The sequence below is a fragment of the Stenotrophomonas sp. YJH_SMC_25 genome (assembly GCF_059369595.1).
On the sequence record NZ_JCAFSV010000002.1, the window covers coordinates 209155 to 229908 of the forward strand.

Below are 20754 nucleotides of genomic sequence, written 5' to 3' on the forward strand. Positions count from 1 at the left end.
TGCAGCACGGATCGTCTATCCTCTCGCCCTTCTTCCTTCCGCCGCGCGTGCACGCACCGTCCATGTCCGACCTGCTCTCCGCCCTGCTGCTGGGCATCCTCGAAGGCTTGACCGAGTTCCTGCCGATCTCCAGCACCGGCCACCTGCTCATCGCCCAGCACTGGCTGGGTGCCCGTTCGGACTTCTTCAACATCGTCATCCAGGCCGGCGCCATCGTGGCCGTGGTACTGGTGTTCCGCCAGCGCCTGCTGCAGCTGGCCACCGGCTTCAACCAGCGCGGGAACCGCGAGTACGTGTTCAAGCTGGGCGCGGCGTTCCTGGTCACCGCGGTGGTCGGCCTGGTGGTACGCAAGGCCGGCTGGTCGCTGCCGGAAACGGTCAGCCCGGTGGCCTGGGCGCTGATCATCGGTGGCGTCTGGATGCTGCTGGTGGAGGCCTACACCGCGCGCCTGCCCGACCGCGACCAGGTGACCTGGACGGTGGCGATCGGCGTCGGCCTGGCGCAGGTCGTGGCCGGCGTGTTCCCCGGCACCTCGCGCTCGGCCTCGGCCATCTTCCTGGCCATGCTGCTGGGCCTGAGCCGCCGCGCGGCCGCCGCCGAGTTCGTGTTCCTGGTCGGCATTCCCACCATGTTTGCCGCCAGCGCCTACACCTTCCTGGAAATGGCCAAGGCAGGGCAGCTGGGCAGCGAGGACTGGGCCGACGTGGGCGTGGCCTTCCTTGCCGCGGCCATCACCGGCTTCGTCGTAGTGAAGTGGCTGATGGGCTACATCAAGTCGCACAGGTTCACCGCCTTCGCGATCTACCGCATCGCACTGGGCGCGGCGCTGCTGCTGTGGTTGCCCTCCGGCAGCTGAACAGCACCGGGGCATGGCAACCCCGTTGCCGGCCCTACCCCGTTTCCCCCACGGTTCCCCAAGGAGAATCACCATGAACCGCAAGCTCACCCTGCTCCTCCCGCTGGCCCTGATGGCCGCCTGCAGCCAGACCCCGGCACCGGCCGGCACCGGCGGCGACGACGTGGCCCCGGCCGCGGCCAAGGCAGCAGACCAGCAGACGCTGGCGCACCTGGATGCGCAGCGCCTGCAGAGCCAGCACTGGCTGCTGCAGCAGGCCACCGGCGCCGACGGCAAGCGCATCGACGCGCTGTTCGCCCGCGAAGACAAGCCGGTCACCCTGGACTTCGCTGATGGCCGCCTGTCGGTCAGCAACGCCTGCAACCACATGGGTGGCGGCTACACCCTGGCCGACGGCAAGCTGACGGTCAGTGCGATGGCCTCGACCATGATGGCCTGCACCGACAAGGCGCTGATGGCGCTGGACGAGGCCGTGTCGAGCCGCCTGCAGGGCGAGCTGAAGGCCGAGCAGGATGCCGATGGCAAGCTGACCCTGACCACCGCCAAGGGCGACGTGCTGGTGTTCAACCCGGAACCGACCGCTGAAACCCGCTACGGCGGCGCCGGCGAAACCGTGTTCCTGGAAGTGGCTGCGAAGACCGAGAAGTGCTCGCACCCGCTGATCCCGGACTACCAGTGCCTGCAGGTGCGCGAAGTGAAGTTCGACGACAAGGGCCTGAAGCAGGGCGAGCCGGGCAAGTTCGAGAACTTCTACGGCAACATCGAGGGTTACACCCACGAAGACGGCGTGCGCAACGTGGTGCGCGTGAAGCGCTACGAGGTGAAGAACCCGCCGGCCGATGCGCCGTCGCAGGCGTACGTGCTGGACATGGTGGTCGAGTCGGCCATCGAGAAGAAATAAAACGATGGAAGGGCGGCCGAGAGGCCGCCCTTCTTCATGGTCGGTAGTGCCGGCCGCTGGCCGGCTGCCCTGCGCGGCACCGCCAACACACGGATGCTGCCGGCCAGCGGCCGGCACTACCCGGATGCATCGGGAGATCGGCATGAAGCACGTCCCCGTCCTCATCATTGCTGCGCTGCTGGCCATGTCCGCGAATGTGGCCGCTGCCAGCACGCCCAGCACGCCCAGCACCGATCAGCTTGAAGCGCACCTGTGGCAACTGGTGCGTGCCACCAACGCGCAAGGAAAGCGCATCGACGCGTTGTTCGTCCGCGGTCGCGCGCCCTACACACTGCGCTTCCAGTCCGGTTTCATGAGCGAGTTGAACCTGTGCAACCACGTCAGCAACGAGTACCGGCTGCAGGGCAACCTGCTGATCCTGCGCAACAGCGTGCAGACCACAGCGCTATGCGTCGATCAGAGACTGCCCACGCAGCAGAAGCTCGCCGGAAAGCTGATGCACGGCGAAGGCTCGGCACCGACGCTTGCGCTTGACGACCGCGGCGCGCTGGTGCTGCGCAACGCGAGGGGCGACACCGCAGTGTTCGAACCGGCGGCGCTGCAAGCGGATGGAAGGTAGCGCCGGCCGCTGGCCGGCATCTTCCCTGTGTTGCCGCCGTTGCCTGCAGCAGCCGGCCCGCGGCCGGCTCTACCCTGTGTGCTGCTCAGCGCAGCGCCGGGTTCAACGTGTAGGTGCCGTGCAGTGCGGCTTCGGCCAGCACGTGGCCGTGCATGGCGCGGTACGCGTCGGCGGCGGTGAAGTGCTGCGGCAGGTCCAGCGACGCCACGTCCAGCGCGAATACCCGGAAGAAATAGCGGTGCATGCGCTCGTCGTTGAACGGCGGATACGGGCCGTCATAGCCCAGGTAATCACCGGCCATGTCCGGGTTGCCCGCGAACCAGCCGGTGAAGTCGTTCAGGCCCTGGCGGCTGCCGGCCGGGCCGGCGGGTGCGGGCTTGCCCTTCACCACGAAGCCGTCGCTGCAGCTGCCAGCGGCGATCTCCTGCACCGTGGCCGGGATATCGGCCATCACCCAGTGCACGAAATCGCAGCGCGGCTGGTCGCGCGGCACGCTCATGTCGCCGCGGCCAACCGTCTCCGGCACGGTCGGTACGTCCGGGTCCACGCATACCAGCAGGAACGAACGGGTGCCGGCCGGCGCCCCGCTCCAGGCCAGGTGCGGGTTGCGGTCCGGGGCGAAACCGTTGGCGTCGCCCGCGGCGAACTCACGATCGATCGGTGCGCCGTTGGTCAGGCTGTGGCTGGTCAACTGCATCGGACTATCCTCACTCTTCCGGGTAACCCAGGCGCACCGCAACCGGGGTGAGCTGGGCGAAGGCGGCGCTCATCACGTCGCGGTAGTTGCGCCAGTGGCCGGCAGGCAGGCGGGGGGCTCCCAGCTGTGCCGCCGGCGGCATCGGCCGCTCGAACAGGCGGCCCAGCAGTTCGGCCATCGCCTGCGGATCGTTGCCGATCTGGTCGATGCGCAGCAGCACGTGCGGGTACAGGTCGTCCTCATGCAGCGTGGCGATCTGGGTCAGCGCGCGGGTCAGCCATTCACTGGCTTCGGCCAGCGACGTCATCGCCAGCGGCGCGGCGGCACCGTAGGCCACCCAGTCCAGCAGCATGTCGCGCGGGTCGCGCAGCACCAGCACCAGGCGGCCCTGCGGCAGCTGCGGGCGCAGCGCCCACAGCAGGGCGTTGTCCCACCACAGCAGCCAGTCGATCACGGTGTCGCTCTGCAGGCCACGTGCCGGCAGCTGTTCACGCCAGCGCTGCACCAGCCGCTCCGGCGTCAGCACGCCTGAGGCCAGGTCCTGCAATGTGTTGTAGTTCTGGAACGCATCATCGGGCGGCGTGTTGGTGTAGCGGTCGCTGCGCAGCACCGGGCTGGCAGCAGCCAGGCCGGTCGCCACCCGCTCAACGCCCGAACCCGGCGGGCCCCAGAGGAAGATCGGCGCGGAGCTGGCATCGCCGTCGATGCTGCCCTTGTCCGGCCAGCTCGGCGGGGACTTGGCCTGTGGCGGCAGTGGCAAGCGCTGCGGCGCCTGGTCAGCCTGCAGCGACAGCCAGGTGCGCAGGGCGTCCTGCGGCTGCCCGGCGCGGTCCTGGATCTCGCCCATCCACGTCCGCAGGTCGGCGCGATGCTCTTCCGGCGCCAGCTCGATCAGCGCCTGCACGCGGGCCACGGCGGCGGCGGGATCGCGCTGCAGCAGGCCTTCGACCAGCCGGGTCTCGCCGCTGACGCGGCCCGGTTCCAGGCTGACGATGCGTTCGGCGATCGCTTCGGCCTGAGCATGTTCGCCGGCCATGTCATGCAGGCGCAGGCGCGCCTCCAGGGCCGGCAGATGCGCGGGCATCGCCGCCATCCAGCGCTCGACCGCGGTCACGGCGCTTTCGCTGCCCACCTGCTCGATGGCCAGCCGTGCCAGCCACACATCGTGCAGCTGGTCATCGGTATCCAGTACCGCATCCAGGCGTGCACGCGCTTCATCCTCGCGCCCCAGGCGCTGCCATGACATCAGCAGCAGCTGCAGCACCTGGCGGTCTTCCGGCTGCGTCTCCAGCAGCGGCAGCAGGTAGTCCAGGGCCTGCAGCGGCTGGCCATTGCGCAGCGACAGTTCACCCGCCAGGCGGCGCATCGACGGTACGTCCATCTCCGGCTGCTGCAGGGCCACCTGCATGGCTTCGGCGGCGGCCGGTACGTTGCCCTGGCGCAGTGCCAGCTGCACCACCAGCCCATGCAGCGAGGACAGCGACGGATTGAGTTCCAGCACGCGGCGGAACGACTGCTCTGCAAACGCCAGCATGTCCTTGCCCAGGTAGGCAAAGCCCAGTGCGTACAGCACGCGGGTATCGTCCGGCAGTGCCTTGCTGGCAGCCGACAGCAGCGCCAGTGCACGGTCGGCGTCACCGCGGCGCAGTGCAACCATGCCGTCGATGGTCAGCAGTTCCGGATGATCCGGCTCCACGCGCGCGGCCAGGGTGGAGATGCGCTGCGCTTCGTCGAAGTCATTGCGGCCGATCGCCAGGTGCGCCTGCATCAGATAGGCGGAGAACGAGTTCGGATCGAGGCCGGTGGTGCGCACCAGTGCTTCGTCGGCACCCTCGAACTGGCGCAGTGCCAGCAGCAGGCCGGCATGCTGCAGGTGCAGCTGGGCGTCGTCCGGGGCCAGCCGCAGCGCCTGCTGCAGGGCCTCCATCGCCTCCTCGGCGTTGCCCTGCTGCTGCAGCGCAAGCGCCAGCCAGCGGTGGGCGTTGGCCTGGCCGGGTTCGTCACGGGTCCACGCCTGGGCCAGCTGCACGGCCTGGTCGGCCTGGTTCTGGCGCAACGCTTGGATGATCTGGTCTTGCATGGCAGTCCGGTTCAAGTGCAAAGCCGCATTGTAGCGGGCTGCGCGCTGTCGCCGGTTCAGGCCTGCAGGACCCGCTGCAGGCGCTGGGCGACCCAGCGCTCGGAGAAGCCGTCGCCGCGCCAGTTTTCGATGAACCCGCAGTGGCCGCCCCAGCAGGCGGTTTCCAGGCGCGCCTGGCCCGGCAGCTGCCAGTTGCTGAAGGTCGCGTACGGAATCACCGGGTCATCCTGCGCCATCAGGATGTCGGCCGGTACCTGCAGGGTCGACAGGCGGTCGCCGGCGATCGAGTAGCCGTCGAAATAGGCCTGCAGCGAACCGAAGCTGGTGTGGCGCTCGACCAGCCAGGCGGTCAGCGCGCGGATGTCCAGCTTCAGCACGCGGTCGTCGCAGTCGCTCAGCTCGGGGAACAGATCGCGCTTGCGGCGCAGCGAGCCGGCCCACTTGCGGCGGAAGTACCAGTCGTACATCGCCGGGCCGTTCTCGATGCTCTCCATCGTCAGCGCCGGGTCCAGCACCGGGCACACCGAGGCGACGCGCAGCAGCGGCACGCCGGCCGCCGGCGCGCGCAGGGCCAGGCGCAGCACGAAGTTGCCACCCAGCGAATAACCGGCGGCCACCAGCGGCAGCTGCGGCCAGCGCTGGGCGATATCACCCGCGGCGTGCACCACTTCATCGATGAGATTGGAGTGGAAGATGCCGGGGTTCAGGTGATGGGTGTTGCCGTGGTCGCGGAAGTTCAGCCGCACCACGTCGAAGCCCTGCTCGATCATGCGCGCGGCGGCCATGCGCATGTAGCTGGATTCGGCACTGCCTTCCCAGCCATGCAGCAGCAGCGCGATGCCCTTGGGCTCGCGGCCTTCGACATGGCTGTGCCAGCCCTGCAGGCGCACGCCATCACCACCATCGAGGATCAGCTCTTCGCTGACCGCACCGGTGGCCGCCAGCAGCAGCAGGCCGCGCTGCAGGCGCATGCGGCTGGAGCTGAGCATCGACTGCAGGTGCGGATTGCGCAGCCAGCGCGGCGGCTGATAGTCAGCCGCATGCAGCGTCGGCGTACCGGCGTCCAGGACAGGTGGCGGGATCAGGGCCACCGCAGCCTCACCCGGCGCTCATGGCCGCCACGATGCGCGCGCGCGAGGTTTCCGCGATGCGCCGACGGCCTTCCAGGTCCTGTGCACCGATCGGCGCCAGGAAGTGCACTTCCGCACGTCGCGCCGGCTCGCCGAGCAGGCGCAGGAAATTGGCAAAGAAGCTCTCGTTCGGACCGAACGCGACGATGGTCTGCGCGTCGCCCTTCGCCCCGTACACCAGGGCCACCGGCTGCACCGGCACGCCGGTCTCGACCGCGGCCTGGAAGATGCGGGCGTGGAACGGGCCCACTTCGTGACCGCCGCGGGTCCGCCCTTCCGGGAACACGCCCACGGCCTTGCCCTCGCGCAGGCGGTCGGCCATCACCTGCATCACGCCACCGAGCGATTCGGTGTTGCCACGCTGGTGGAAGATGGTCTGGCCACGCGCGGCCAGCCAACCCACCAGCGGCCAGCTGGCGATCTCGCGCTTGGCGACGAAGCCCATCATGCGCTGGCTGTGCAGGATGCAGATATCCACCCAGCTGACATGGTTGGCCACGAACAGCACGGCACCGGGCAGCGGCGCGCCGACCTGCACCAGGCGGAAGCCGAAGATCCACATCAGCCCGCCCTGCCACCAGTTGACCACCTTGGCGCCGAAGGTCGCCTCGCCCACGCGCAGTTCGCCCCACGGCGGAAGCATGCCGATCAGGATGAGCGGCAGGAACACGATGATGTGGACCAACAGCAGCGGTACGCGGTACAGGTAACGGCACACACGCGCCACGCCGCCACGGGGGGCCGGAGTGGGGGAAGTCATCCGCGCACGATACCGGAGGGCCGTCATCGCTGCCAGCCGATTTAGGCCATAACCGCCATCGACCGGGGCAATCGGCGGGGAACGCTGGGTTCCGCTGCCGTCAACGAGCCCCAGGGGGGCTCAGCCGTGACCGGCAGCCACCACCGCCAGGGTCAGCCGCGAGATGCATACCAGGCGGCCCTGCTCGTCCTCGATGCGGATCTCCCACAGCTGGGTGCTGCGGCCGACGTGCAGCGCGCGGGCGGTGCCGGTGACCGTGCCCGAGCGCACGGCACGCACGTGGTTGGCATTGATTTCCAGGCCCACGCAGACCTGCTTGCCGGTATCCACGCACAGGTTGCCGGCGCTGCTGCCCAGGGTCTCGGCCAGCACCACCGAGGCACCGCCGTGCAGGATGCCGTAGGGCTGGCGGGTGCGCTCATCCACCGGCATGGTGGCCTGCAGCCAGTCCTCGCCGGCGGCACTGAAGACGATGCCCAGGGATTCAATCGCCGTGTTGCGGCTGAGCGCGTTGAGCTGCTCGATGGAAACGGCTTCGCGGAACACCTGGGCCATGCGGGTACCTTCAGAGGATGGGAACGAGACCGGCGCCGAATGCGGTCAGCATGCGCACCAGCAGCCACTTCGGGCCGACGTTGACTTCGGGGAAGTCGCCGACGGCGACGTAGCAGCGATGGAAATCAGGATCCTGCCGCGGCAGCGGCTGCGGGCACTCCGGGCCGGGCTTGAACTCGTAGTCGGTGGCGTAGCGCCAGGGCCAGAAATCAAGGATGGGCAGCGCTTCGGAGGCCTTGCCGACGCTGTAGTTCAGCCCCGACAGCACCGGTGGCTTGGCCCGTGGCGCCACCGTCCAGGAGTTCTGTGGGTGGGTGTCACGCAGGATGCTCTGCGCCAGTTCCTCGGCAAAAACCGGGTCGTCGATGATCACCGCGCCTTCGGTGTTGTAGTTCTCGCTGCGCGGATCGAAGTTGTGGGTGCCGACCACGCCGATGCGGCGGTCGACCACCAGCGACTTGGCGTGCAGGCCCATGCGCGCGCCCTTGCGGGTGACCGGCAACGGCTTGTTGACCGCCTTGCTGCCCAGGAACGACGGCCGCGTCTCGGTGCGCAGCAGGCGCGTTTCCACCTCGCTGCCGGCGGCGCGACGGCGTGCGCGTGCGTTGTCGTAGGCACCATCGCTGTGGCGATTCAACGGGCCCTGCCTGCTGCCGGCATCCGAACCACTGCTGCTGCCACCGCGTGCGTTGCTGCCGGCAGCACTGCCACCGATCAGCGGATTGCGACCGCCCTCGTCTTCCCCCCCGGGCGCAGCGATCGGGTCGGGCAGCAGGTTGCGGTAGTCAACCGGCGCGTCCAGCGGGAACGGCTTGTATTCGAAGATGTTGAAGCCCAGTTCGCGCATGTTGCGCCGCTTGTACTTGTACGACAACGCATACACGATCGGGTTGTCGGTCGCCGCCAGGCTGTTGCTGGACACCACCACGCGCGGTGGCTGCGGGCGCTTGCGCAGTTCACGGAACAGCTTCTGCGCCGGCTTGGACAGCACCAGGTACGGCGTCTGCAGGATCACTTCCTTCTGCGCACTGGCGATCAGCGCATCCAGCTGGGGCTCGGTCACATGCTGGCCGGCCAGCGGTGCATCGGCCTTCTCGCGGCGATGCTTGCGTGGCAGGTCGGCCACGTAGCGCACCGAAGCCACCGGTAGCGCGGTATCGACGAAGGAACGGGTGACGAACTCGGTGTCGTTGGCTTCGGCACTGACCCGCTGTACCCGTTCCGGGCGGCGGAAGCTGGCCGGCGGCAGCGTTGGCACGCCCTCGCGCAGCAACGTGCGGCCCACGTCGTTGAGGCGCTCGGCCGGCACGCTGCGGTGTGCGCGCCAGAACGCGTCGAAGTTGGCCGCCATCGCACGTGCTTCCGGGCCGGCGATCAGTACATCGCGGTCGCGGAAGTTGTACTCGCGGTCCCAGTCGTAATAGTCGTCCTGGTAGTTGCGGCCACCGACCACGCCGATCGCATCGTCGATCACCAGCAGCTTGTTGTGCATGCGCTGGTTGAACCGGCGGAAGCAGCACAGCACGCTGCCGGCATAGTCGAAGTAGTTCAGCCGGGCCTTGCCGAAGGTCGGGTTGTAGACCCGCAGCTGGAAGTTCTGGTGGGCGCCGGACAGGGCGCCGAGGATCTGCAGGTCGGAGATCGCCGAGAGCTGGTCGATCAGCAGCCGCACCTTCACCCCGCGCCGCGATGCGGCCAGCAGTTCGTCGATGACCAGACGGGCGCTGTCGTCCTTGTCGAAGATGTAGGTCTGCAGGTCGATGCTGCGGGTGGCGCTGCGCAGCAGGTTCAGGCGTGCGACCAGGGCGCCCTCGCCCTCATCGAGCAGGGTGGCGTAGTGGCGCGGTCGTTCCGGGGTGGATTCGGTGAACGCCCGGCCGGCCAGCGCCCGCAGCGGCGAATCCTGTGCACAGCGGTCTGCACGCTGGCAGTCGACCACGGTCGAACGTGCCTGCACGGCGATTGCCTCGGCGCGGTCGCGCTCGGCATTCGACAGCGATGCACAACCGCTGCCCAGCAACACGGTTGCCAGCGCCAGTACACGCAGCAGGAGGTTCACGGTTTCGGCGCCTCGCTCAGGCGCGCACGCAATACGAAAGTCACTCGGTCACTCAAGGCAAGCTGCCAGCTGTCCATGCCATACCGGCCTCGCTGCACGGTACCGCGGCCGACGACGTCGCAATCATAGCCGGGTCGGGCGCACTCCGCCTTCTCGACCTTCAGTGTCTCGGGGTGGCTGATCCCGCGCAGGGTCAGCCGGCCGTTGATGTCGCCACCACTCTCCACGGTTTCCGGCCAGTACGGCAGCGAGTCGAACTCGACCACCGGATGGCGGCCGGCATCGAAGAACTCCTCGCCGCGCATCCATCCGGTATAGCGCGCCTTGCCGGGGATCTCGACCGAGCGCGTGAACATCTTCAGGTGCACCTGGTGGCGGCCGTCGGAGAGGATCTCGATGCGCCCTTCGAAGTGCGGGAACAGGCCTTCGATACGCTGCCCGAAACGGGTGCGCACCTCGAAGCCGATCTGCGAACGCTGGGTATCCAGGCGCATTACCCGGTGCGCTTCGGCGACCACCGGTGGCAGGGTGGTCGGCGTGGGCACGGCCGCCCAGGCCGGGCCGAGTGCCAGCAGCGCGGGCAGCAGATAGCGGCTGCGCCGCGCCAGGCTCATCGGATCACGGCCACCAGAATGCGTTCAGGCTGGCCACGCCTGGCTCGATCGAGGCCTCGCGCGGGAAGCCGAGCACGGCGATGCCGGCCGGCGGCATGCCGCGGTAGTCGCTGCTGGTGCCCTCGGTCATCAACGCCACCAGCCGCTCCAGGCCCGGGTTGTGGCCGACGATCAGCACCCGGTCGAGATCACGGCGGTCGTCCACCAATGCCGCCAGGGTGCCGGGGGTGGCTTCGTAGATGCGGTCTTCCAGGCGCTTTTCCACGTAACCGATGGTGCCGAGCACGGCTTCCAGGGTTTCGCGGGTACGCCGCGCCGGTGAGCACAGCACGCAGTCCGGCAGCAGGTTGTTCTCCTTCAGCCACTTGCCGGCGGCTTCGGCTTCGGCGAGCCCCACCGGCGACAACGGCCGGTCGAGGTCGGCCTGGCCGGGGGTAGCCGGTTCGGCATGGGCATGGCGCAGCAGGATCAGTTCACGCATCGCGGGTTTCCATGAAGAAGAGGATGCAGCAGGAAGAGTGACGCAGGCATCAAAGCTTGAGCCAGGACAGCAGCGGCTCCCAGTCGGCCTGATGCTCGCGCACCTGGGCCGAGCGGTAGTCGAACAGGCTGCGGCCGAGGCCGGTCATGACCACGTAGCTCTGGCTGTCACGCAGCTGCGCGACCACCGGGTACGGCCATTCGGCCAGCATCTGCAACGCCTGCTGCGAGGTCTGGGTCCAGGGCTTGGTGCGGTTGAGGACCAGCCCCACCGGCAGCTTGCGGCTGTGCACCCGCGGGTTCTGGGCCAGGCTGTTGAGGAAGCCGACGATGGCTTCGATGTCGAGCGCCGAGGGCAGCACCGGCACCACCACCGCGTCGGCAGCGTCAAGAAAATGGGGGATATCGTCGGCCAACGCACCCGCCGGTGCATCGATGATGACGGTTTCGGTGCCATCGGGCAGCTTCTGCGCCCACTGCTTCTTCCGATACACATCAATGGGGAGCACCGCGCTTTCCAGCCCGGCCCGCCGTTGCGCCCAGCGGGTGCTGGAGCCCTGAGGGTCGGCGTCGGCGATCACCGTGGCCCTGCCCTGCAATGCCGCGTACGCGGCCAGGTGGGTGGCGACGGTGGTCTTGCCCACCCCGCCCTTGGAACCGGCCACCAGGATCGTCTTCATGCCAGCCTCGCTTCCGGGTACGTGCCCCGAGCGTACACCGGCGGTGGTGACGGGAGGTAGCACCGCGCTGAACCTGCGGCCATCGCCTTTGCTATCGTGGCGCCCCCGAAGGATCGAACCGGCATGAGCGAGCTGCAGGACCTGAGCGCACTGATCCGCGCCAACACCCCCCTGATCGTGATCGAGACCCAGGACGAGGGTCGCATCGTCGACCTGTTCCGGCAGACGCTGATGCACGTCTGGCGGGCGCTGCACCGGTGGTCGATCACCGAGGGTCTGCGCCGCATCGACCTGGACAGCGAAGACCCTCCGGTCGGGCCACCCGATGCCAGCGCGGCCCTGCAGATGATCCGCCAGGCGGACCAGCGCGGGGTCTACCTGCTGCTCGATTTCCACCCCTACCTGGGCTATGCCAGCCACCAGCGCGCCCTGCGCGACCTGATCCAGCGCCGCCACAGCGAACCGCATGTGCTGGTGCTGATCGGCGCCAAAGTAGAACTGCCGGCCGAGCTGGAAGCACTGGCGGTGCGCTTCAACCCGCGCCTGCCCGATGCCAACGCCCTGCTGAAGATGCTGCGCGAGGAGGCCGACGCCTATGCGCGCGAGCATGGCGGCCGCCGGGTAGAAGTCGACAGCGAGGCGGTGAAGAAGATCCTGAAGAACCTGCAGGGCCTGAGCCTGGTCGATGCCCGGCGCATCGCCCGGCAGCTGATCTACGCCGACGGCGCGCTGCGCGACGACGACCTGCCGCAGCTGGCACGGCTGAAGTTCGAGCTGCTCAACCGCAGCGGCCACCTGTTCTTCGAGCATGACAGCGCGCGGTTCGGCGACGTGGCCGGCGCCAACCGGCTCAAGCGCTGGATCAACCAGCGGCGTGTGGCGTTCATCGCTGGCTCCGCACCGGCCGGGCTGGACCCACCGCGCGGCATGCTGCTGCTGGGCGTGCAGGGTTGCGGCAAGTCGATGCTGGCCAAGGCCACCGCCGCCGGTTTCGGCGTACCGCTGCTGCGCCTGGACGTGGGCGCGCTGTACAACAAGTACCACGGCGAGACCGAGGCCAACCTGCGCCAGGCCTTGGCCTCGGCCGAGCAGCTGGCGCCCTGCGTGCTGTGGATGGATGAAATCGAGAAGGGCCTGGCCAGCGGTGGCGAGGACGGTGGCGTGTCACGCCGCGTGCTGGGCCATCTGCTGACCTGGATGGCCGAGCGCAAGGCACCGGTGTTCATCGTGGCGACTGCCAACCAGGTGCACGAGCTGCCTGCCGAGCTGCTGCGCAAGGGCCGCTTCGACGAGATCTTCTTCGTTGACCTGCCTTCGCCGGAGGTGCGCGTGGAACTGCTGCGACTGCATCTGGGTCGGCGCCAGCTCAATGCCGACGACTTCGCGCTGCCAGCGCTGGCGGCCGCGGCGAATGGTTTCTCAGGTGCGGAGATCGAGCAGGCGATCGTGGCCGGGCTGTATGCGGCGCACGCCGAAGGGCGGCCGCTGGATACCGAGCTGCTGATGAACGAGATCCGTGCGACGCGGCCGCTGTCGGTGCTGATGGCCGAGCAGGTCGAGGCACTGCGGGCATGGGCGTCGGGGCGGACGGTTTCCGCGGACGATTGAGGTTTCCAGCGAACGGCGCAGCCCCTCGTGGCTGGTCGCTGAAAGCAACAGCCGCAGTTGGCCGGGCGGGTAGGCCGCGCAGGGGACGCTGCAAGTACGTCCCTGTAAGCTCGGTCGCCGCATCCATGCGGCTCACGCCCCTGCGCAGCCTACCCACCCGGCCCCTGACAGTTTCCGGGGGCGATCAGCCACGTAGAAGGAAGAAGAAGAGCAAAAGCGCTTGGCTGGCTGCTTTTTGTAGAGCCGAGCCCACGCTCGGCTGCGCTTCGATCAGATATCGAATACTCGATTCCGATGCAGATTCATCCACGCATGGCGTGGATCTACCGTGTCGACCAAGGTCGACACCTACCAACAGCAGCGTTGAACCGTCAGAGGTGGGGCGGTGTGGGTTGGCAGGACCGTTGGCGCCATGGATGGCGCCATCGAGCCCCCAGGGACGGGTTTACGGCGTGTCCTGCCAACCCACACCGCCCCGCCATCCCGCGGATTGCCCGCTGTTGCTGTTGCTTCGGCTGTTGCTTCGGCTGTTGCTTCAGCTGTTGCCTCTGCGGGTGCCGGGTGCAACCCGGCCGAACCTCCTCCCTCAGGGCCAGGCAGGCGGTGCGGCCGCCCAGGCCTGCTGCACCTCGGCCAACGACGCGCGCTCATCCTCGCGCCACTGCGGCAGCAGCTGCGCGTAATTGGCACTGGTGCTCCATTGCGACGGCTCGGTACGCACTGCTGCGGCATACCACTGCACGGCCTCCTGTTTCTGCCCCATCCGCCATAGGGCCAGCGCGTACGTGGGTGGCACCCAGCTGGGCTTGCTGCGCGCATTGCCGGCCGACGACAACCATTGCTCCAGCGCCGCCTCCGGCTTGCCCTGGCGCAGCAGGTCCCAGCCATAGTTCCAACGCACGCTGCGGCCCGCGCTGCTCTGTGCCGGCGCCTCCTTCAGGGCCTCGCCATACAGCTGGTCGGCCAGCTCGGCACGGCCCTGGGTGCTGGCCACCGAAGCCAGCTGCACGGTGGCTTCCACCGCGCGCCGGCCGCGCTCGCGCAACCTCACCAGCTGGGTGACCAGCTCATCGCCCTCGCCCTGCATCGCCACCATCGGTGCCGCCGCCAGGTCGCTGTCAAAGTAGAACTCCTGTGGTGCCGGCATGGCCGGCGCGGCCCACGCCGTGGCCGCTCCCGAGGCCAGCAGCACGCTGGCCAGGATCTTTCCTGGAACTGACATCCCTTCTCCCCAGGCTGCACAACCGCAGCCTCCCTCTCTCGCCCCGATCCTAACCCCAGCAGCGGCGCGGGCGCGAGTGCCGGGCCCACCACGGCCCCGCTGCTACAATTCGCGCCTTTCCCGCCGCGTGCCCGCACGCGGCCGGTGCCAGCCGATCCTACCGGGCCAGCCATGACCAGTACCGCGCAACTCACTTCGCCCTCCTCCGCCGACCTGCTCGACCGTGATTACACGCTCGACCACAAGTACACCCGCAACGAGGGGCGGATCTACCTGAGTGGCGTGCAGGCGCTGGTGCGGCTGCCGCTGATGCAGCGCCTGCGCGATGCCGCCGAAGGCATCGACAGCGCCGGCTTCGTCAGTGGCTACCGTGGCAGCCCGCTGGGTGGCTTCGACCTGGAACTGTGGCGCGCGCGCAAGCATCTGGAAGCGGCCAAGGTGAAGTTCACCCCCGGCCTGAACGAGGACCTGGGCGCCACCATGGTATGGGGCACCCAGCAGACCAACCTGTTCCCCGGCGCCAACGTGCAGGGCGTGTTCGGCATGTGGTACGGCAAGGGACCGGGCGTGGACCGCTGCGGCGACGTGTTCAAGCATGCCAATGCGGCCGGCACCTCGCGCTATGGTGGCGTGCTGGCACTGGCCGCCGATGACCATGCCTGCCGCAGTTCGACCCTGCCGCATGGCAGCGAGGACGAGTTCGTCAGCGCGATGATGCCGGTGCTGAACCCGGCCGGCGTGCAGGACATCCTCGACATGGGCCTGCTGGGCTGGGCGATGAGCCGCTATACCGGCCGCTGGGTCGGCTTCAAGACGATCGCCGAGACGGTGGAATCGTCGGCGTCGGTGCAGGTCGATCCGATGGCGCGCCGCATCGTGCTGCCGGAAGACTTCGAGATGCCGTCGGGTGGCCTCAACATCCGCTGGCCGGACCCGCCGCTGGACCAGGAAATGCGCCTGCACCGCTATGCGGTGAAGGCCGCGCAGGCCTTTGCCCGCGCCAACGGCATCGACAAGGTGGTGATGGATGCGCCGCGCGCGCGGCTGGGCATCGTCACCACCGGCAAGAGCTACCTGGACGTGCTGCAGGCGCTGGAGTACCTGGGCCTGGACGAAGCCGCGTGCGCCGACATCGGCATCCGCGTGTACAAGGTCGGCATGACCTGGCCGCTGGAACCGCAGGGCATCGCGCGCTTCGCGCAGGGGCTGGAAGACATCATCGTGGTGGAGGAGAAGCGTGCCTTCATCGAGCGCCAGATGAAGGAACAGTTCTTCAACTGGCCGGCCAGCTGGGGCCAGCGCCCGTCCATCGTCGGCAAGTACGACGAGAGTGGCGAATGGATCCTGCCGTCCACCGGTGAACTGACCCCGGCCACCATTGCCGGCGTGATCGGCCGCCGCATCCAGAAGTTCTTCAACAACGAATCCATTGAACAACGCCTGCAGTGGATGCAGCAGAAGGAAGCCGAGCTTGCGTTGCCGCGCGCCAGCTTCCCGCGCGTGCCGCACTACTGCTCGGGCTGCCCGCACAACACCTCCACCCAGGTGCCGGAAGGCTCGCGGGCACTGGCCGGCATCGGTTGCCATTACATGGTGACCTGGATGGACCGCAGCACCGACACCTTCACCCACATGGGCGGCGAAGGCGTGACCTGGGCCGGGCAGGCGCCGTTCACCGATACCCCGCACGTGTTCCAGAACCTGGGCGACGGCACCTATTTCCACAGCGGCTCGCTGGCGATCCGCCAGGCGGTCGCGGCCGGCGTCAACATCACCTACAAGATCCTCTACAACGACGCGGTGGCGATGACTGGCGGCCAGCCGGTGGACGGCCCGTTGAGCGTGCCCGACATCGCAAAGCAGATGCGCGCCGAAGGCATCCACACCATCGTGGTGCTGTCGGACAACATCGGCAAGTGGACCGGCCAGCGCGAGCACTTCCCCAGCGACGTGGAGTTCCACGACCGCAGCGAACTGGAGGAGGTGCAGAAGCGCCTGCGCGAAGTGAAGGGTGTTTCGATCCTGATCTACGAACAGACCTGCGCCACCGAGAAGCGTCGCCGCCGCAAGCGCGGCAAGCTGGAAGATCCGCAGAAGCGGGTGCTGATCAATTCGCTGGTCTGCGAAGGTTGCGGCGACTGCGGCAAGAAGAGCTTCTGCGTGTCGGTGCTGCCGAAGGAAACCGAGTTCGGGCGCAAGCGCGAGATCGACCAGTCCAACTGCAACAAGGACTATTCGTGCGTGAACGGGTTCTGCCCGAGCTTCGTCACCGTACACGGTGGCCAGCCGCGCAAGGGCAGCAAGCGCGATGCCTCCACGCTGCTGGACAATCTGCCGGCACCAACCATCCGCGGCACGCTGGAACAGCCCTGGAACATCCTGATCACCGGCGTCGGCGGTACCGGCGTGGTGACCATCGGTGCACTGCTGGGCATGGCCGGCCACCTGGAAGGCAAGGGCGCGACCGTGCTCGACCAGACCGGCCTGGCGCAGAAGGGTGGCGCGGTGACCACGCATATCCGCATCGCACGCCGCCCGGATGACATCCACGCCGTGCGCATCGCCGCCGGTGAAGCCGACCTGGTGCTGGGTTGCGACATGGTGGTGGTCAACGACTACTGGGCGCTTTCGAAGGTGCGCGCCGGCCGTTCGCAGGTGGTGCTGAACACCTACGAAGCGATGCCGGGCACGTTCACCACCCGTCCGGACATGCAGTTCCCCGCCGCCGACATCATCGCCGGCGTGCGCGTAGCCCTGGGCGGCCAGGAGCCGCTGCTGCTCGATGCCACCCAGCTGGCCACCGCGCTGCTGGGCGATGCCATCGCCGCCAACCTGTTCATCCTCGGCTACGCCTGGCAGCAGGGCCTGGTGCCGCTGTCGTTCGAGTCGCTGATGCGCGCCATCGAACTCAATGGCGCCGCCGTGGCGATGAACCAGCAGGCCTTTGCCTGGGGCCGCCTGGCCGTGGTCGACCCGCAGGCCGTGCAGCAGGCCGCCGGCCTGGTGCGCAACCGCCACACCGATACCGAGTCCACCCCCGGCCCGCTGCATCCGCTGCCGCCGGGCGAGTGGGAGGGCAACGAATGGGGTGCCACCGCGGCACCGCGCAACACCGGCGACGAACGCGAGCTGCGTGGCTTGCCCTCGCACGGTGGCGACGTGGCATTCCTGCCGCTGGACGACTCACGCCTGTCGCGTTCGCTGGACGAAATGATCGAGCGTCGCGCCGCCTTCCTGGTCGATTACCAGGACGCTGCCTACGCCAACCGCTACCGCAGCCTGGTCGAGCGCGTGCGCGCCGCCGAAGCCGAGCGCATCGGCGGTTCCACCGCGCTGACCGAGACCGTCGCCCGCTACCTGTTCAAGCTGATGGCCTACAAGGACGAGTACGAAGTGGCCCGCCTGTACACCAGCGGCGACTTCCAGCGCCGCCTGCAGCAGCAGTTCGAGGGCGATTACCAGCTGCGCTTCCACCTGGCGCCGCCGCTGTTCGCGAAGAAGGACGAGCAGGGCCGGTTGCTGAAGAAGGAATACGGCCCGTGGATGTTCAAGGCCTTCGGCCTGCTGGCCAAGCTGAAGTTCCTGCGTGGCGGCCGACTCGACGTGTTCGGCCGCACCGAGGAACGCCGCATGGAGCGCAAGCTGATCGGTGACTACGAGGCGACCGTGCAGGTGCTGCTGGATGGCCTGGATGACGACCGCCTGGCGCTGGCGGTGGAGATTGCCAGCATCCCCGAGCACATCCGCGGCTTCGGCCACGTCAAGGAAGCCCACTTCGCGCAGGCCAAGGCGCGGGAAGCCACGCTGCTGGCGCAGTGGCGGAACCCGAAGGCACTGCACATCGTGCAGGTGGCTTGACGCGGCGCTGCGTCATGGAAAGGCAACCTATAGGTTGCATAGCGATATAGCAATCGATAGGTTGCCTCCTCAGCGAGAAAGCGATAGGTTGCTTGTCGTAAAGCAACCTATCCTTTGCGTACGCGTTGGCGTACGGTCATCTTTCCTTGAGGACTGCCGGTATGGACAGGCCGCTGCACACAGTGAGGACAGCCCAACAACTTGCGCCCCTGATGCGTGCTTTCCGGCGCCAGGCGGGCCTGAGCCAGGCTCAGCTGGCGGAGCGACTCGGGATCAGCCGCCAGGCAGTGGGCGCGCTGGAACGCGACCCTGCATCGGCAAGTTTTGAACGCCTGATGCGGATCTGGGCGGTGCTGGGTCTGGAGGTCAGCCTCCAGCAACGAAGTCCCCAGGAGAACACGTCGTCATTGGAGTGGTGAGCCATGGGTACGCTGCAGGTCTGGATGAATGGTGTGGAAGTCGCACTTTGGGATGATGTCCGGAACGGGTCATCCCGGTTGTCGTATGTCAGCCAGTGGATCAGCTCGCCCCAGTCCCGACCGTTGTCGCTCTCTCTACCCCTGCTCCCAGATGGCGAGAGCCATCGGGGCAGCGTCGTCAACGACTACTTCGATAACCTTCTTCCCGATAACGTCGCCATACGCAACCGGATCCGCGACCGGTTCGCCACGCGCGGCAGCGATACGTTCGATCTTCTTGAAGCCATTGGACGGGATTGTGTCGGCGCAGTGCAGCTGTTGCCGCCAGCGCGTCCACCCGAAGACATCCAGCAGATCACGTGCGAGGTGTTGGACGAAGCAGGTGTCGCTACGATCCTGCGTCAGGTGACGACAGGGAACCTGCCTGGCGCACCCAGCCGTGATGATGCATTCCGCATTTCCATCGCCGGTGCGCAGGAAAAGACCGGTCTTCTGCTGCATGCTGGCAAATGGTGCATTCCTACCGGCAACACACCATCCACTCACATCTTCAAGCTGCCGCTTGGCATTGTTGGCAACATGCGGGCAGACATGCATCAGTCCGTGGAGAATGAATGGCTGTGCATGCATCTGCTTTCCGCCTTTGATATCCCCGTGGCCGAGACGCAGATGGGCCGCTTCAACGACCAACGTGCTCTCATTGTCGAGCGGTTTGACCGTCGCCTGTCTGCCGACCGCCGGTGGTGGCTGCGACTGCCACAGGAAGACATGTGTCAGGTCTTTGGTCTGCCGGCTGCCAGAAAGTATGAATCCGATGGCGGCCCCGGTATCGTTCCGATCATGGATCTGCTTCGACAGTCCGAACACCCCGAGGATCGCGCGATCTTCTTCAAGACGCAGATTCTTTTCTGGATGCTGGCCGCAACCGACGGCCATGCCAAGAATTTCAGTGTTCACCTGGAAGCCGGTGGACGCTTCCGCCTGACGCCCGTCTACGACGTGCTGTCGGTATATCCCATCCTCGGCAGGGGACCCAATCAACTCGATCCACGAAACGCACAGCTCGCCATGGCCGTACATGGCAAGAACCGCCACCGGAAACTGCACCTTGTGCGACGGCGGCACTGGAATGAAACCGCGCGCGCCTGCGGCGTTGCCGATGGTGCAGAACCATGGATCAAGACATTGATCGCGGCCGTCGAGCCCGCCATCCAGCAGGTCACCCGTCAGCTCCCGGATGACTTCCCCTCAAACGTGTCCGAACCGATTTTCAACGGACTTCGTGCTGCGGCAGCACGCCTTTCCAGCATGGCCCCCGAGGCTTGATCACCCCAACCGCCACAGCAGGAGGCGGTTGTTGGCCGGCATCACCACGTCGCGCAGGCGGGTGAAGCCGTTGTCCTCGGCCAGCGCCTGCACGGCTTCCACATCGCGTATGCCGCTGCGCGGGTCACGTGCCTTCAGCCACGCATCGAACTGCGCGTTGCTGTCGCTGGTGTAGCGGCCGCCGTAGTTGAACGGGCCGTAGACCGCCAGCAGCGCACCGTGGCGCAGCAGCGGCGGCAGCGCGGCAAACAACGCCTGCACGTGCTCCCAGCCCATGATGTGCAGGGTATTGGCAGTGAACGCCGCATCGAACGTGCTGCCCTGTGGCAGGCTGAGCCCGGGCGCCGGTGGCAGTTCCACCTGCAGCGCCGCCGGCGGCAGCAGGTTCAGCAGCGCCGCCTCGGCGCGCCAGGCCTCGATGCCGGGCAGATGGTCCGGGTGATCGCTGGGCTGCCAACGCAGCCACGGCCAGCGCTCGGCGAAGAAGGCCGCATGCTGGCCGGTGCCACTGCCGATCTCCAGCACCCGATGGCGGTCGCCCATCCACGGGTCGAGCGCGGCCGCGATCGGTTCGCGGTTGCGTTCGCAGGCTTCTGAATACGGCTTGCTCGACATCAGGACGGGGTCCAGGCGGGGTCGGCTCCATTGTGCACGAGGGGGTGTTGCTCGGCAGGGCTGCGCCCTGCACCCGCAGAAGCCGGAGCAACGGCAACAGCCAAAGCAACAGCAACAGCGGGCTTCCTGTGGGATGGCGGGGTGGGTCCGGTTGCGGGGGACGCCGTAAACCCGTCCGTGGGGGCTTGGCCGCGGCATCCATGCCGCGGACACCCCCGCAACCGGACCCACCCCGCCTTCGACAGTTGGCCGCGATCTGTCGGAAACACTCTTG

General features: G+C 67.7%; 18 protein-coding genes. 7 read left to right on the plus strand and 11 right to left on the minus strand.

Going from position 1 to position 20754, the window contains the following annotated elements; genetic code table 11:
- Nucleotides 1–62 precede the first annotated feature (62 nt).
- From AC5P7E_RS03965 to AC5P7E_RS03975, 3 genes are all read left to right on the plus strand, one after another.
- A complete protein-coding gene (locus tag AC5P7E_RS03965; protein ID WP_012478726.1) occupies nucleotides 63–857 on the plus strand; it encodes an undecaprenyl-diphosphate phosphatase in 795 nt (264 codons plus the stop codon).
- 73 nt (nucleotides 858–930) lie between these two features.
- Nucleotides 931–1758 (plus strand): META and DUF4377 domain-containing protein, encoded by an 828-nt coding sequence (locus tag AC5P7E_RS03970; protein ID WP_005407548.1) that lies wholly within the window; start codon nucleotides 931–933, stop codon nucleotides 1756–1758.
- Nucleotides 1759–1900: 142 nt separating this feature from the next.
- On the plus strand, nucleotides 1901–2377 hold the full coding sequence (locus tag AC5P7E_RS03975) for an META domain-containing protein (RefSeq protein ID WP_043034985.1): 477 nt from the start codon (nucleotides 1901–1903) through the stop codon (nucleotides 2375–2377).
- 85 nt (nucleotides 2378–2462) lie between these two features.
- Here the strand turns inward: AC5P7E_RS03975 and AC5P7E_RS03980 are convergent, their stop codons facing one another.
- The 9 genes from AC5P7E_RS03980 to AC5P7E_RS04020 form a co-directional block, all read right to left on the minus strand.
- The gene (locus tag AC5P7E_RS03980; RefSeq protein WP_114618719.1) at nucleotides 2463–3074 is read right to left on the minus strand and encodes a YbhB/YbcL family Raf kinase inhibitor-like protein; all 612 of its coding nucleotides are present in this window, start codon (nucleotides 3072–3074) and stop codon (nucleotides 2463–2465) included.
- 10 nt (nucleotides 3075–3084) lie between these two features.
- Nucleotides 3085–5154 (minus strand): tetratricopeptide repeat protein, encoded by a 2070-nt coding sequence (locus tag AC5P7E_RS03985; RefSeq protein WP_012478722.1) that lies wholly within the window; start codon nucleotides 5152–5154, stop codon nucleotides 3085–3087.
- 56 nt (nucleotides 5155–5210) lie between these two features.
- Complete coding sequence (locus AC5P7E_RS03990) at nucleotides 5211–6200, minus strand: YheT family hydrolase (protein WP_032965474.1); 990 nt, start codon at nucleotides 6198–6200, stop codon at nucleotides 5211–5213.
- A gap of 52 nt (nucleotides 6201–6252) precedes the next feature.
- Nucleotides 6253–7044, minus strand: a complete 792-nt coding sequence (locus AC5P7E_RS03995) for a lysophospholipid acyltransferase family protein (protein ID WP_024956258.1) — start codon at nucleotides 7042–7044, stop codon at nucleotides 6253–6255.
- A gap of 120 nt (nucleotides 7045–7164) precedes the next feature.
- Nucleotides 7165–7599, minus strand: coding sequence for a hotdog fold thioesterase (locus tag AC5P7E_RS04000; protein ID WP_005407542.1), 435 nt, complete (start codon nucleotides 7597–7599; stop codon nucleotides 7165–7167).
- Between the two features lie 10 nt (nucleotides 7600–7609).
- Nucleotides 7610–9658 carry a phospholipase D family protein gene (locus AC5P7E_RS04005; RefSeq protein ID WP_005407541.1) on the minus strand — a complete coding sequence of 683 codons (2049 nt, stop codon included), beginning with the start codon at nucleotides 9656–9658 and terminating at the stop codon, nucleotides 7610–7612.
- Nucleotides 9655–10272 (minus strand): YceI family protein, encoded by a 618-nt coding sequence (locus tag AC5P7E_RS04010; RefSeq protein ID WP_114618720.1) that lies wholly within the window; start codon nucleotides 10270–10272, stop codon nucleotides 9655–9657. The genes AC5P7E_RS04005 and AC5P7E_RS04010 overlap by 4 nt, the downstream gene beginning before the upstream one ends.
- A gap of 4 nt (nucleotides 10273–10276) precedes the next feature.
- Entirely contained in the window at nucleotides 10277–10753 is a 477-nt protein-coding gene (locus tag AC5P7E_RS04015) for a SixA phosphatase family protein (protein ID WP_005407539.1), read from the minus strand.
- A 49-nt stretch (nucleotides 10754–10802) separates the two neighbouring features.
- Nucleotides 10803–11432, minus strand: a complete 630-nt coding sequence (locus AC5P7E_RS04020; RefSeq protein ID WP_005407538.1) for a nucleotide-binding protein — start codon at nucleotides 11430–11432, stop codon at nucleotides 10803–10805.
- 123 nt (nucleotides 11433–11555) lie between these two features.
- Between AC5P7E_RS04020 and AC5P7E_RS04025 the strand changes: the two genes are divergently transcribed.
- A complete protein-coding gene (locus tag AC5P7E_RS04025; RefSeq protein WP_005407537.1) occupies nucleotides 11556–13040 on the plus strand; it encodes an AAA family ATPase in 1485 nt (494 codons plus the stop codon).
- Nucleotides 13041–13626: 586 nt separating this feature from the next.
- Here AC5P7E_RS04025 and AC5P7E_RS04030 read toward each other — a convergent pair.
- Nucleotides 13627–14262, minus strand: coding sequence for a tetratricopeptide repeat protein (locus tag AC5P7E_RS04030; protein ID WP_005407536.1), 636 nt, complete (start codon nucleotides 14260–14262; stop codon nucleotides 13627–13629).
- A 171-nt stretch (nucleotides 14263–14433) separates the two neighbouring features.
- Between AC5P7E_RS04030 and AC5P7E_RS04035 the strand changes: the two genes are divergently transcribed.
- From AC5P7E_RS04035 to AC5P7E_RS04045, 3 genes are all read left to right on the plus strand, one after another.
- Entirely contained in the window at nucleotides 14434–18120 is a 3687-nt protein-coding gene (locus AC5P7E_RS04035) for an indolepyruvate ferredoxin oxidoreductase family protein (RefSeq protein WP_114618722.1), read from the plus strand.
- Between the two features lie 161 nt (nucleotides 18121–18281).
- Nucleotides 18282–18539: a helix-turn-helix domain-containing protein gene (locus tag AC5P7E_RS04040; RefSeq protein ID WP_005407534.1), complete on the plus strand. Its 258-nt coding sequence runs from the start codon at nucleotides 18282–18284 to the stop codon at nucleotides 18537–18539.
- 3 nt (nucleotides 18540–18542) lie between these two features.
- Entirely contained in the window at nucleotides 18543–19865 is a 1323-nt protein-coding gene (locus tag AC5P7E_RS04045) for a type II toxin-antitoxin system HipA family toxin (RefSeq protein WP_114618723.1), read from the plus strand.
- Here AC5P7E_RS04045 and AC5P7E_RS04050 read toward each other — a convergent pair whose 3' ends face one another.
- Nucleotides 19866–20480, minus strand: coding sequence for a DUF938 domain-containing protein (locus tag AC5P7E_RS04050; RefSeq protein ID WP_111174323.1), 615 nt, complete (start codon nucleotides 20478–20480; stop codon nucleotides 19866–19868).
- Between the last annotated feature and the right edge of the window lie 274 nt (nucleotides 20481–20754).